Origin of the sequence: Pseudomonas sp. JV241A (assembly GCF_900275665.1) — a bacterium.
Lineage (GTDB): Bacteria > Pseudomonadota > Gammaproteobacteria > Pseudomonadales > Pseudomonadaceae > Aquipseudomonas > Aquipseudomonas wadenswilerensis.
In genome coordinates, this window is record NZ_OPYO01000031.1 from 45,045 (window position 1) to 58,957 (window position 13,913).

The 13,913-nt window shown below is 63.3% G+C and carries 8 protein-coding genes; 1 reads left to right on the forward strand and 7 read right to left on the reverse strand.

What is annotated here, in order from left to right:
• Positions 1–32: 32 nt before the first annotated feature.
• Both JV241A_RS19680 and purL read right to left on the reverse strand, forming a co-directional pair.
• Entirely contained in the window at positions 33–344 is a 312-nt protein-coding gene (locus JV241A_RS19680; protein WP_134064158.1) for a YqfO family protein, read from the reverse strand.
• Between the two features lie 2 nt (positions 345–346).
• On the reverse strand, positions 347–4,246 hold the full coding sequence (gene purL / locus JV241A_RS19685) for a phosphoribosylformylglycinamidine synthase (protein WP_134064104.1): 3,900 nt from the start codon (positions 4,244–4,246) through the stop codon (positions 347–349).
• A 246-nt stretch (positions 4,247–4,492) separates the two neighbouring features.
• Between purL and mltF the strand changes: the two genes are divergently transcribed.
• Positions 4,493–5,953 (forward strand): membrane-bound lytic murein transglycosylase MltF, encoded by a 1,461-nt coding sequence (mltF, locus tag JV241A_RS19690; protein ID WP_134064106.1) that lies wholly within the window; start codon positions 4,493–4,495, stop codon positions 5,951–5,953.
• A gap of 71 nt (positions 5,954–6,024) precedes the next feature.
• Here mltF and tadA read toward each other — a convergent pair whose 3' ends face one another.
• The 5 genes from tadA to guaB all read right to left on the reverse strand — a co-directional run bounded on the left by tadA (position 6,025) and on the right by guaB (position 13,862).
• Complete coding sequence (gene tadA / locus JV241A_RS19695) at positions 6,025–6,507, reverse strand: tRNA adenosine(34) deaminase TadA (protein ID WP_115088523.1); 483 nt, start codon at positions 6,505–6,507, stop codon at positions 6,025–6,027.
• Entirely contained in the window at positions 6,507–7,883 is a 1,377-nt protein-coding gene (locus JV241A_RS19700; protein ID WP_115088524.1) for a multicopper oxidase family protein, read from the reverse strand. Before JV241A_RS19700 ends, tadA begins: the two co-directional genes overlap by 1 nt.
• A gap of 131 nt (positions 7,884–8,014) precedes the next feature.
• Complete coding sequence (locus JV241A_RS19705; RefSeq protein WP_134064108.1) at positions 8,015–10,603, reverse strand: membrane-targeted effector domain-containing toxin; 2,589 nt, start codon at positions 10,601–10,603, stop codon at positions 8,015–8,017.
• Positions 10,604–10,735: 132 nt separating this feature from the next.
• Positions 10,736–12,313 carry a glutamine-hydrolyzing GMP synthase gene (gene guaA, locus JV241A_RS19710; protein WP_115088526.1) on the reverse strand — a complete coding sequence of 526 codons (1,578 nt, stop codon included), beginning with the start codon at positions 12,311–12,313 and terminating at the stop codon, positions 10,736–10,738.
• A gap of 79 nt (positions 12,314–12,392) precedes the next feature.
• On the reverse strand, positions 12,393–13,862 hold the full coding sequence (guaB, locus tag JV241A_RS19715; protein ID WP_115088527.1) for an IMP dehydrogenase: 1,470 nt from the start codon (positions 13,860–13,862) through the stop codon (positions 12,393–12,395).
• Positions 13,863–13,913: the final 51 nt, after the last annotated feature.

Consider the following 13,913-nt stretch of genomic DNA (forward strand, 5'->3'; position numbering starts at 1 on the left):
CCCGATCACAGGTCGCGGCTTTTTTTCAGCCCTTAGAAGTCCGCTAGCTGCCAGACCTCATAAGCCGGGGTTTCATAGGGATGACTGAGCTTTAGCGCAGCGACCACCGAGCCAATCAACTGGTCGGCCACCACCAGCTCGACCCGCCATTCTTCGACCTGCTCGACCACGCCGGTCTGCCCGAGGAACGGCTGGCTGCCGTCCAGCGGGCGGAACTGGCCCTGGCCCAGCACCTGCCAGGCGCAGCAATCGTAGTCGCCGATGCGCCCGCCGCCAGCGGCGAACACAGCAGCCTTGACCACCTCCACATGGCTAGGCGGGACGAAGAAGGCGAGCTTGTACACCCTTAGTTCACCCACACCCGGGCGTTGCGGAACATGCGCATCCACGCCGCGTCTTCGTTCCAGTCATCCGGACGCCAGGAGTTCTGCACGGCACGGAAGACCCGCTCAGGGTGCGGCATCATGATGGTGACGCGACCGTCGCGGCTGGTCAGGCCGGTGATCCCACGCGGCGAGCCGTTCGGGTTGGCCGGGTAGCTCTCGGTGACCTTGCCGTGGTTGTCGACGAAGCGCAGGGCCACGCAACCGGACAGGTCGGCTTCGAGCAGGGCTTCTTCGCTGGCGAATTCGGCATGGCCTTCACCGTGGGCGATGGCAATCGGCATGCGCGAACCGGCCATGCCCTGCAGGAAGATCGAGTTCGACTTCTGCACTTCGACCATGGCCACTCGGGCTTCGAACTGCTCGGAACGGTTACGCACGAAGTGCGGCCAGAACTCGCTGCCCGGAACCAGTTCGTGCAGGTTGGACATCATCTGGCAACCGTTGCACACACCCAGGGTGAAGCTGTCGGTACGCTCGAAGAAGCCCTGGAAGGCATCACGGGCACGGGCGTTGAACAGCGCCGACTTGGCCCAGCCTTCACCGGCGCCGAGAACGTCACCGTAGGAGAAGCCGCCGCAGGCCACCAGGCCCTTGAAGTCGTTGAGGTCAACGCGACCGGCGAGGATATCGCTCATGTGCACGTCGATGGCGTTGAAGCCGGCGCGGTCGAAGGCTGCCGCCATCTCGACCTGGCCGTTGACGCCCTGCTCGCGCAGCACTGCCACCTGCGGGCGCACGCCCTTCTTGATGTACGGCGCGGCGATGTCCTGGTTGACGTCAAAGCCAAGCTTGACGCTCAAGCCCGGGTTGTCTTCTTCCAGCAGCACGTCGAACTCTTGGTCGGCGCAGTCGGCGTTGTCACGCAGGCGCTGGATCTGGTAGCTGGTCTCGGCCCACTGGCGTTGCAGCAGACGACGGTCGCCCTTGAACAGCTCTTCACCGGCCAGCTTGATCAGCACTTCGCCGTTGTTGATCGGCTGACCGATCACCGCGACGCAGTCTTCACCCAGGCCAGCAGCACTGAACTGGGCCAGCACGTCCGGCGTTGCGTCCTGACGCACCTGGATCACCGCACCCAGCTCTTCGTTGAAGAGGATGGCGGCGATTTTCTCGCGCTTGCTGGTCAGGGTGTCCAGTTCCAGGTCCAGGCCGCAGTGGCCGGCGAAGGCCATTTCCAGCGCGGTGGTCAGCAGGCCACCGTCGGAACGGTCGTGGTAGGCCAGCAGGTGACCGTCGGCGTTCAGGCCCTGGATCACAGCGAAGAAGGCCTTGAGGTCTTCGGCGTCGTCGACGTCCGGTGCCACGGCGGCCAGCTTGCCGTGGGTCTGGGCCAGGATCGAGGCGCCCATGCGGTTCTTGCCACGGCCCAGGTCGATCAGGATCAGGTCGGTCTCGCCCTTGTCCATGCGCAGTTGCGGGGTCAGGGTCTTGCGCACGTCGAGCACCGGGGCGAAGCCGCTGACGATCAGCGACATCGGCGAAGTGACGCTCTTCTCAGCGCCCTCCTCGCTCCACTTGGTCTTCATCGACATGGAGTCCTTGCCCACCGGAATGGTCAGGCCCAGCTCAGGGCACAGTTCCATGCCGACAGCCTTGACGGTGTCGTACAGGCGGGCATCTTCACCCGGGTGGCCGGCAGCCGACATCCAGTTGGCCGACAGCTTGATGTCGGACAGTTTGCCGATATGCGCGGCAGCCAGGTTGGTCAGGGTCTCGCCGATTGCCATGCGCCCGGACGCCGGAGCGTCGAGCAGGGCCAGCGGGGTGCGCTCGCCCATGGCCATGGCTTCACCGGTGTAGACGTCGAAGCTGGTGGCGGTGACGGCGCAATCGGCCACCGGTACCTGCCACGGCCCGACCATCTGGTCGCGGGCAACCAGGCCGGTAATGGTGCGGTCGCCGATGGTGATCAGGAAGCTCTTGCTGGCGACGGCTGGGTGACGCAGTACGCGCTCGACCGAGTCGTTCAGTTCCAGGGTGCTTGGGTCGAAGTCATCGCCCAGCTCCGCTTCGCGAGTCACCGAACGGTGCATGCGCGGCGGCTTGCCGAGCAGCACGTCGAGCGGCATGTCCACCGGGGTGTTGCCGAAATGGCTGTCGGTAACGGTCAGGTGCGGCTCTGCGGTGGCCTCGCCGACGACCGCGAACGGGCAGCGCTCACGCTCGCAGATGGCCTGGAAGCGCTCGAAGTCGCCTGCGCTCACCGCCAGGACGTAACGTTCCTGGGATTCGTTGCTCCAGATCTCGTGCGGGGCCATGCCCGGCTCGTCGTTGGGCACGTTGCGCAGTTCGAAGCGGCCACCACGGCCACCGTCGTTGACCAGCTCCGGGAAGGCGTTGGAAATACCGCCCGCGCCGACGTCATGGATGAAGGCGATCGGGTTCTTGTCGCCCAGCTGCCAGCAGCGGTCGATGACCTCCTGGCAGCGGCGTTCCATTTCCGGGTTCTCGCGCTGCACCGAGGCGAAGTCCAGGTCAGCGGAGCTGGCGCCGGTATCGACCGACGAAGCCGCGCCGCCACCCAGACCGATCAGCATGGCCGGGCCACCGAGCACGATCAGCTTGGCGCCGACGGTGATTTCAGCCTTCTGTACGTGATCTTCGCGGATGTTGCCCAAGCCACCAGCCAGCATGATCGGCTTGTGATAACCGCGCACTTCTTCACCGTGCGGGGTATTGATCGACTGCTCGAAGGTACGGAAGTAGCCGGTCAGGGCCGGACGGCCGAATTCGTTGTTGAACGCGGCGCCGCCCAGCGGGCCTTCGACCATGATGTCGAGGGCGTTGACGATACGGTCCGGCTTGCCATAGGCCTTTTCCCATGGCTGTTCAAAGCCCGGGATGCGCAGGTTGGAGACGGTGAAACCGGTCAGGCCAGCCTTGGGCTTGGCACCGCGGCCGGTAGCGCCTTCGTCACGGATTTCGCCACCGGAACCGGTGGAGGCGCCGGAGAACGGCGAGATGGCGGTCGGGTGGTTGTGGGTCTCGACCTTCATCAGGATATGCACCGGCTCCTGCACCGCGCCGTACTGGCGGGTTTCAGGGTTCGGGAAGAAGCGCCCGGCCACGGAACCGACGATCACCGAGGCGTTGTCCTTGTAAGCGGACAGCACGCCTTCGCTGTGCATCTGGTAGGTGTTCTTGATCATGCCGAACAGGCTTTTTTCCTGGCTCTGGCCGTCGATATCCCAACTGGCGTTGAAGATCTTGTGGCGGCAGTGCTCGGAGTTGGCCTGGGCGAACATCATCAGTTCGATGTCGTGCGGATTGCGCTTGAGGCCCTGGAAGCTGGTAACCAGGTAGTCGATCTCGTCTTCGGCCAGGGCCAGGCCCAGCTCGACGTTGGCTTTTTCCAGGGCGGCGCGGCCACCACCGAGGATGTCGACGGCGGTCAGCGGCTTGGGCTGGGCGTGGCTGAACAGGCCGGCGGCCCCTTCGAGCTTGCTCAGCACCAGTTGGGTCATGCGATCGTGCAGGATGTCGGCAACGACGGCGGCATCGGCGTCGCTCAGCTCACCGCTGACGTAGTAGGCAATGCCCCGCTCCAGGCGCTGGATGTTTTCCAGGCCGCAGTTGTGGGCGATGTCGCTGGCCTTGCTCGACCAGGGCGAGATGGTGCCGAAACGCGGAACCACCAGGAACAGGCGGCCGCTCGGCTCCTGGACCGGTACGCTCGGGCCGTACTTGAGCAGGCGCGCGAGCACTTGCTGTTGGTCGGCACTCAGATCGCCGTCAACCTCGGCGAAATGCGTGAATTCAGCATACAAACCACTAACAGCGGGGACTTTCTGGCTCAGTTGCTCGATTAACTTACCGTGGCGAAAGGCAGAAAGGGCAGGAGCGCCGCGCAGGATCAACATCGTCGGGACAGCCTCAGGAAGGGGGTGTGCTTAGAGGCCGTGCATTCTAGCCTAATTCCAGCGCTTCCGGCACCCGAAACACGCCATTGCGACACCTCCGCATGTCGGCCCGGCAAAGCGGACTCGGGGGTCAAAAAAAACCACCCATTTCGACCTGCATTTCGCCCTAAATGCAAAGATCGCTAGCAGACAAGCAAACCGTTGTCGAGATATGGCGCAACCGGTCCTTTGCGTATACTGCAACCTATGTTCGCCCAAACCGCTTTGCGCCAGCGGTGCGCCAGATGGCTCATCGCAACCGGACTCTTCCTGATGCTCGGTGCCTGTGTTGAAAAACCCAGCACCCTCGAGCGCGTCAAGGAGGACGGCGTGCTGCGCGTGATTACCCGCAACAGCCCGGCCACCTACTTCCAGGACCGCAACGGCGAAACCGGCTTCGAGTACGAGCTGGTCAAGCGTTTCGCCGACGATCTGGGCGTGGAGCTGAAGATCGAGACCGCCGACAACCTCGACGACCTGTTCAACCAGCTCGGCCAGCCTTCCGGCCCGGTGCTGGCCGCAGCGGGCCTGGTCAGCAGCGAACAGCGCAAATCGCAGGTGCGTTTTTCCCACCCGTACCTGGAAGTCACCCCGCAGATCATCTACCGCAACGGCCGCCCACGGCCCACTGACGCCAAGGACCTGGTCGGCAAGAAGATCATGGTGCTCAAGGGCAGTACCCATGCCGAGCAGATGGCCGAGCTGAAAAAGCAGTATCCGGCGCTCGAATACGAAGAATCTGACGCTGTTGAAGTGGTCGACCTGCTGCGCATGGTCGATGAAGGGCAGGTCGACCTGACCCTGGTCGACTCCAACGAGCTGGCGATGAACCAGGTCTACTTCCCCAAGGTACGGGTGGCCTTCGACCTCGGTGACGCCCGCGACCAGCGCTGGGCCGTGGCCGCCGGCGAAGACAACAGCCTGCTCAACGAAATCAACGAGTTTCTCGACAAGGTGCAGAAGAATGGCACCTTGCAGCGTCTGAAAGATCGCTACTACGGGCACGTCGATGTACTGGGTTACGTAGGCGCCTATACCTTTGCCCAGCACCTGCAGCAGCGCCTGCCACGCTACGAGAAAGCCTTCCAGGCCTCGGCCAAGAAGGAACAGGTCGACTGGCGCCTGCTGGCTGCGATCGGCTACCAGGAGTCCATGTGGCAGGCCGAGGTCACTTCCAAGACCGGCGTACGCGGCCTGATGATGCTGACCCAGCGCACCGCCCAGGCCATGGGCGTGTCCAACCGGCTGGACCCGGTGCAAAGCATCCGCGGCGGCGCCAAGTACTTCATGTACGTCAAATCCGAGCTGGATGACAGTATCGAGGAGCCGGACCGCACCTGGTTCGCCCTGGCCGCCTACAACGTCGGCAGCGGCCACCTGGACGATGCGCGCAAGCTGGCCAAGCGCGAGGGCCTGAACCCGAACAAGTGGCTGGACGTGAAGAAGATGCTGCCGCGCCTGTCGCAGAAGCAGTGGTACAGCAAGACCCGCTACGGTTATGCCCGCGGCGGCGAGCCGGTGCACTTCGTCGCCAACATCCGCCGTTACTACGACATTCTCACCTGGGTGACCCAGCCGCAGCTTGAAGGCAGCCAGGTGGCCGATAGCAACCTGCATGTGCCGGGCGTGAACAAGACCAAGCCAACCGAGCAGACCCCGCCACTCTGAACTGTTTCGCGGGGCAAGCCCGCTCCTACAGGCTCCTGTGGGAGCGGGCTTGCCCCGCGATCAAGGCCACCTCAGGCCTTCGCCCGCCGCGCCTTGAAGAACTCGGACAGAATCGTCCCGCACTCCTCTGCCAGCACGCCCCCCTCGAATAGCACCCGGTGATTCAGAAAGCCCTGGCTAAAGAACTGCCCCTGGCTCTGCACCACGCCCGCCTTGGGCTCCAGCGCGCCGTACACCACCCGGTTGATCCGCGAATGAACGATCAGCCCGGCGCACATGCTGCACGGCTCCAGCGTCACGTACAGGGTACTGCCCGGCAGCCGGTAGTTGCTCGCTGCCTGGGCGGCGGCACGGATGGCGACCATCTCGGCATGGGCGCTGGGATCGCTGCCGCTGATCGGACAGTTGAAGCCACGGCCAATCACCTGGCCATGCTGGACCAGCACCGCGCCGACAGGCACTTCGCCCATGGCCGCGCCTTGCGCCGCCAGCTCAAGCGCCAGGCGCATGAATTCCTGATCGCGGCTGCGATCGATGATTTGCGGTTGGCGCATCACGCCACCTCGATCGCGGCCATCAGGCCGGTTTCCATATGGTCGATCACGTGGCAGTGGAACATCCAGGTCCCCGGGTTATCGGCCACCAGCGCCACCCGCGCGCGCTCGTTCTTGCCCAGCAGGTAGGTGTCGGTGAAATAGGGCTCGACCTTGCGCTTGTTCGAGCCGATCACCTTGAAACTCATGCCGTGCAGGTGAATCGGGTGCTGATACTGGGTCATGTTCTTCAGCTCAAAGATGTAGCTCTTGCCCTTTTGCAGCGTGGCGATCGGCCGGTCGGCGCAGGTCTTGTCGGTGATGTCCCAGGCCTTGCCGTTGATCTGCCAGAGGCTCGGTGGCTTGCCGTTGTCGGTGTTGACCGAGACCGAACCGACCCACTCGAAATTGAAGTTGAGCTTCTCGGCGTTGGCCAGGTCCGGTTCGGCAATCGGGTTGGCCGGCAGCGCCGGTGGCCAGTCGCCCGGAGCTTCGCTGCTGGCCACCGAACGCAGGGTGCCCAGGCGCACCGGGCCATCGCGCAGCGACAACTCTTCACCGGCCGGCGGCATCTTGATCGCCAGGCAGATACGCATGCCCGGGCCCAACCAGTAGTCCTTGCCCAGCGGGCGCGGAGTGATGGGATTGCCGTCCAGCGCATAAACCCGGGCCTCGAAGTTGCCTTTGAGGTTGATACGGTAGGTCAGGGTGTTGTCGAGGTTGAGCAGGCGCACCCGCACGATCTGCCCGGCAGGCATGTCGACCACGGCGTTGGCCTGGCCATTGATGGTGATCAGCCGGCCAGCGGTGCCACCTCGGGCAGCCTCGCGCGGGATGCTGAAGGGCAGGTAAGTGCCCTGCTCGTCCACATGCCAGTTCTTCAGGCTCAGGGTGCGCTCGTGCTTGAAGCCGGTGGGTTCACGTTCCTCGACGATCAGCGGACCGACCAGGCCGCGGCCGAGCTCTTCGGAACTGTTGACGTGCGGGTGGTACCAGTAGCTGCCGGCATCCGGCACGCGGAACTTGTAGTCGAAGTACTCCCCCGGCAACACCGGCAGTTGCGAGACATAGGGTACGCCGTCCATCTCCAGCGGCAGACGGATGCCATGCCAGTGAATGGTGGTGGCCACCGGCAGGTGGTTGATGAAGCGTACCCGCAGCCATTCGCCCTGGCGCACCCGCAGCTCGGTGCCCGGCGCCGACGGGCCGAAGGCCCAGGCCTCGGTCTTGAATCCGGAGACCAGCTCGACATCCAGCGGCGCGGCGATCAGCTCGTAGTCATGCCCGGCGTTCGGATCGGTACGCCCCAGCCAGTACCGGGACGCGCCACCGGCGCCCAGGCCAATCGCCACCAGGCCGGTCAGGCCACCGAGTATTTGTCGCCGGGTAAAGGACATGCAGCAGGTACCTCGTAATGCCAGGAACAACATGCCGGTACCGGGCTGAAAAGCGCCAAGGGACCGGCGATGAAGGGCGAATACGATACACCTGCAATTGAGAAAGATTAAGTGAAGAGTTGCCGCAGGGCCTAGCTTCCAGGCCTTATCACGCCTGGCGGGGCAGTAATGGCGTCACGAAACGCAACGGGCTGATCCTGCGTCTGCAGTGCCAGGCGCAAGTCCCCCTGTACGATACCGTCGGGGTTGCCCATGCTCGGCAAATAGTATTCACCTGCATCCAGGGTGATACCGGTCGCCTGTCCCGGCCCGGCATCGACCAGACGCAAGCCCGGCACCCCTTGCAGCTCCGCCAGACCCGGCACGCGCTTGTAAAAATTGCTGTGGGTGTTGCCGACCAAGGCCACCCATTTGCCTGCGCCAGTCTCGGCTTGCCCGGCGGAAACAATTCGGCTGGCATAGTAGTTCATGACCTTCTGCCGTAACGGATTGCCCGGGTGCTCGACCTCAAGGCCCTCCAGTTGATAGCTCGCGACACAATCCACAGCCTGTACCCTGATATCGTTGGCCCGGGCTTTTCTAACCAGTTCCAGGAAGCTGTACCGCCCGGTGGTATCGGTGCGCTGCCCGACATCCAGCCGCTCCAGATAGCGCCGCAATTGCGCACTCATGCGCCCGCTGCGATGGAACAGGTCCAGGTCCGCTTGGTGCAGATCCGTCATCAGGTGCTCGAGATAAAGCGTGCGTACGCCTTTGGCATACATCGGCGTGAGGTTTTCCAGCAGCCAACGCTTGCTGGCGATCGAGTCGTGCGATTCGCCAATGACCACGCCGGCGTGCTCGTCGAACAATTCGATGAATGCCCGCTGCGGGCTGATCGAGGCCGCTGGCGGGTGAATCCTGAACCTGGGCAGGGTTATCCGGGTGAAGAAAGTCTCGGCATCGGTGCGCAATTGCTGCCGAATCTGCTCCAGGCTATCGCGCACTTCCATCAGCGGCGACTCCGGGTCGTAGTAATCACCGCCGATCGCCCGCCGATTACTCGCACTGACCAGTTCCAGCACCGCAGGCCGGGCCGGCTCGGGGACTTCATAGCGCCCTGGTACAGCCTCGAAGGGCGAATAATCCACCATCGCGGCCGCCGGCTCGGGCGTCAGCCCTCCCAGGCACTGGCCGCCCCCGCGCAAACAGACGGACTCGAGCACGATCCACTGCCCCTGCTCGTCCAGGCGCACGGGTATTACGCCATTGAAGGCAAACGGATTGTCTTCAGGAACAATCAACCAGGTACGCAAGGCCTGGTCATAGCGAACCCGGTAGGGTACGCCCTTGAGCTCGATGTACTGGGCACCATCAGCCAAAGTACTGACACCTTGCACAAGGCCGCTGGTAGCTGCTGGTTCATCGATGATCTCATTGCCTTCAAGCTGACCCAGCTCTTGCGCCGCACCACGCCCCAGCGGCAACAGAAACGGCAGGTTGAGCAGCAGGTCGACCCCGGCAAGGATGGCCCCGAGCAAGCCCGCCCGACGTTCTTCGGGGTTGTCGCCATCGACCGCCTGCTCGACGTTCAATGCAAGGCTCGCAGTACCTACAGCCACCGCCAGCAGTGCCAACGGCCAACCGGCAGGCGCCACGGCACCGAGCAGGCGCGAGGCCACGCCCAGGTAGCCCACCCACAACTGCGCACGCAGTTCGGCATTGGTGCGCAAGGCGGCATCGGTTTCAGTCTCCATGTGCCGCTTGGCGTTGTCGCGCATCCAGGTGAAAACCTCCCCTGTGATCGGCGCACGCTGAACCTGGCTGGCAAAGGCCTGGAGGCTACCCTTCGCCCAACTGTCGAATTGATCGCGCTGCCTTTGCTGCGGATCACCGGAGAAATGCACCAACAGCTGCTCGCTGCTGGCAGGCGCCTGCAGCCAGCCGAACAACCACCCGGCCACCTCTTGCTGGCGGCTGAACCCTTGAAAGGACGGCGTCGCACCGGGCAAATAGAGCACATGCTGACCGCCCGCCCCCTGCAACCAGATCACATCAGTTGACAGCTGCCCGGCCAGGCTCAGTGTCGCGATATGAATCCCGGCGGCGGGCGGCTTCGCCTGGTCAAAATGCCGCAATTGCGGCATGACACTGCTGTCGAAACCGACGGCATCGAACACCAGTTGCAACTGCTGTTCGTTCAGTTGCCCGCTCAAGCCGGCCTGCAGGGCTTCGGACAGGTAGTTGAGCTTGCTCAGTGTGCGAACGTCAGCGCCGTGATCGCTCCAGAATGCCGTCCTGCGTCGCAGGAAAGCCGCGCCGAAGTCCAGTTGCCACAGGGCATTGAGCACCTTCTGTGGATCCAGGCGTACTTCGTTGGTTTCATCGAACCGTCGTGCTCCGGGTCCCTCGGTGTAGAAACCGCCGTACAGGAGCAGTAGATCGGCGTTGTCCTGATCACTGACGCGAAAGCGGCGCATCACCAGCTCAGTCAGGGTCATGGATTGAACGGGCGCGCCGTAATGCTCCCAGCCCGTAAAGGTTCTGCTGCTACTGGCCGCTCCAGAGAAACGGTGCCAGTAGATGCGATCCGGATCTGCGATCAGGTTACCCTCGGTGCGCAGCAAGCTTTTTGCAGCCTCACGAGCCTCGTTGTGCAGATCGGGAAAGGCTTGCACAACCCGCAGGGCAATGGCTGACAGGTCGTTGTGCAATAACACGGACAACGGTGTTTCATTCATGACGCTAGCCTCCGGTACAAGGGAGACCCACTGTGCGAGACAGCGTTGAACCACGGCGTTAGATAGTTATCGCGACAAAAAAAAGCGCCATGCCCCGAGGGGACATGGCGCTTTCTCAAGCAACCGGCGGGATCATTCCCACTCGATGGTCGCTGGCGGCTTGCTCGACACGTCGTAGGTGACGCGGGAGATGCCTTCGATCTCGTTGATGATCCGGCCGCTGACGGTTTCCAGCAGCTCGTAAGGCAGGTGTGCCCAACGCGCGGTCATGAAGTCGATGGTCTCTACCGCACGCAGGGCCACGACCCAGGCGTAACGACGGCCGTCACCAACCACGCCCACCGATTTCACCGGCTGGAACACCACGAAGGCCTGGCTGACCTTGTGGTACCAGTCGGCCTTGCGCAGTTCTTCGATGAAGATGTGGTCGGCGCGACGCAGCAGGTCGGCGTATTCCTTCTTCACTTCACCCAAGATGCGCACACCCAGGCCCGGGCCCGGGAACGGGTGACGGTAGACCATGTCGTACGGCAGGCCCAGCTCCAGGCCAAGACGACGAACCTCATCCTTGAACAGCTCACGCAGCGGCTCGACCAGCTTGAGGTTCATCTCTTCCGGCAGGCCACCAACGTTGTGGTGCGACTTGATCACGTGGGCCTTGCCGCTCTTGGCGCCAGCCGACTCGATCACGTCCGGGTAGATGGTGCCCTGGGCCAGGTACTTGATGTTGTGCAGCTTGGTGGACTCGGCATCGAATACGTCGATGAAGGTGCGACCGATGATCTTGCGCTTCTTCTCAGGGTCAGCTTCGCCGGCCAGGTTGCTCAGGAACTGCTCTTCGGCATTGGCGCGGATTACCTTGACGCCCATGTTCTCGGCGAACATGGCCATCACTTGCTCGCCTTCGTGCAGGCGCAGCAGGCCGTTGTCGACGAACACGCAGGTCAGCTGGTCGCCGATGGCCTTGTGCAGCAGCGCAGCTACTACCGAGGAGTCAACGCCGCCGGACAGGCCGAGCAGGACGTTGTCGCTGCCAACCTGGGCGCGAATCTGGGCGATGGCGTCTTCAGCGATGTGCGACGGGGTCCACAGCGCTTCGCAGCCGCAGATGTCGAGGATGAAGCGCGAGAGGATGCGACCGCCCTGCTTGGTGTGGGTCACTTCCGGGTGGAACTGCACGCCGTAGTAGCCGCGGGTGTCGTCGGCCATGCCGGCGATCGGGCAGCTCGGGGTGCTGGCCAGGATATGGAATTCTTCCGGGATGCGGGTGACCTTGTCACCGTGGCTCATCCACACGTCCAGGCCGAGGACGCCGTCGGCATCGACGTGGTCTTCGATGCCGTCGAGCAGGCGGCTCTTGCCGACTACGTCGACGCGGGCGTAACCGAACTCACGCAGCTCGGAGCCTTCAACCTTGCCGCCCAGCTGTTCGGCCATGGTCTGCATGCCGTAGCAGATACCGAATACCGGTACGCCCAGGTCCCAGACGGCCTGTGGCGCGCGCGGGCTGTCGGCTTCGTGCACGGACTCGGGACCGCCGGCGAGGATGATGCCGCGCGGGGCGAATTCGCGAATCGCTTCATCGTCCATGTCGAACGGGTGCAGTTCGCAATACACGCCGATTTCGCGCACACGGCGGGCGATCAGCTGGGTGTACTGGGAACCGAAGTCGAGGATCAGGATGCGGTGAGCGTGAATGTCGAGGGCCATGACTCAATCTCGTCAGTGGAAATCGGAAACGACGCGGGGCTGTCGATAACAGCCCCGCTAGCAAGTGTTGCCTGAAGCATCAACCTACACGGTAGTTTGGCGCTTCTTTGGTGATTTGAACGTCATGCACGTGGGACTCGGCCATGCCGGCACCGGTGATGCGCACGAATTCAGGCTTGGTGCGCATCTCTTCGATGTTGGCGCTGCCGGTGTAACCCATCGAGGAACGCAGGCCGCCCATCAGCTGGTGGATGATCGCGGTCAGGGTGCCCTTGTACGGCACGCGGCCTTCGATACCTTCCGGTACCAGCTTCTCGGCACCGGCCGAGGAGTCCTGGAAGTAACGGTCCGAAGAACCCTGGGCCTGGGACATGGCGCCCAGCGAGCCCATGCCGCGGTAAGCCTTGTAGGAACGACCCTGGAACAGCTCGATCTCGCCCGGGGCCTCTTCGGTACCGGCGAACATCGAACCCATCATCACCGCAGAAGCACCAGCAACGATGGCCTTGGACAGGTCACCGGAGAAGCGGATGCCGCCGTCGGCGATCAGCGGGATGCCCGTGCCTTCGAGGGCGGCGGCGACGTTGGCGATGGCGCTGATCTGCGGCACACCGACACCGGCGACGATACGGGTGGTGCAGATCGAGCCTGGGCCGATACCGACCTTGACCGCGTCAGCGCCGGCTTCGGCCAGGGCCTTGGCGGCAGCGCCGGTGGCGATGTTGCCGCCGATGACCTGAACCTGCGGGAAGTGCTCTTTGACCCAGCGAACGCGATCGATCACGCCCTTGGAGTGACCGTGAGCAGTGTCGACCACCACCACGTCAACGCCCGCGGCAACCAGCGCCGCAACGCGGTCACCGGTGTCTTTGCCGGTACCGACCGCAGCACCGACACGCAGGCGACCCTGGTCGTCCTTGCTGGCCAGCGGGTAGGCCTTGGCTTTTTCGATGTCGTTGACGGTCATCATGCCCTTGAGGGCGAATTTTTCGTCGACGATCAGCACGCGCTCGATGCGGTGCTTGTGCAGCAGCTCGCGGGCTTCGTTCTTGTCGGCGCCTTCGCTGACAGTGACCAGACGCTCTTTGGGCGTCATCACTTCACGTACGGTGGCATCCAGACGGTTTTCGAAGCGCACATCGCGGGAGGTGACGATACCGACCAGGTCGCCATCGTGGAGCACCGGTACACCGGAGATGTTGTGCAGGCGGGTCAGCTCGAACAGGTCACGTACCGTGGCGTCAGCCTCGATGGTGATCGGGTCCTTGACCACGCCAGCCTCGAACTTCTTGACCTTGCGCACTTCGGCAGCTTGCTGCTCGATGGTCATGTTCTTGTGGATGATGCCGATGCCGCCTTCCTGGGCCATGGCAATGGCCAGACGGGCTTCGGTCACGGTATCCATGGCGGCGGAAACCAACGGAATGTTCAGCTCGATGCCACGGGTCAAACGGGTCTTGAGACTGACTTCATTGGGTAGCACCTCTGAATAACCAGGCACTAGGAGAATGTCGTCGAAGGTCAGGGCTTCTTGGCTGATACGCAGCATCGCGGGGGCTCCCGGGCGGGAAAAATGGAAGCGCGCCATTATACTCATCCC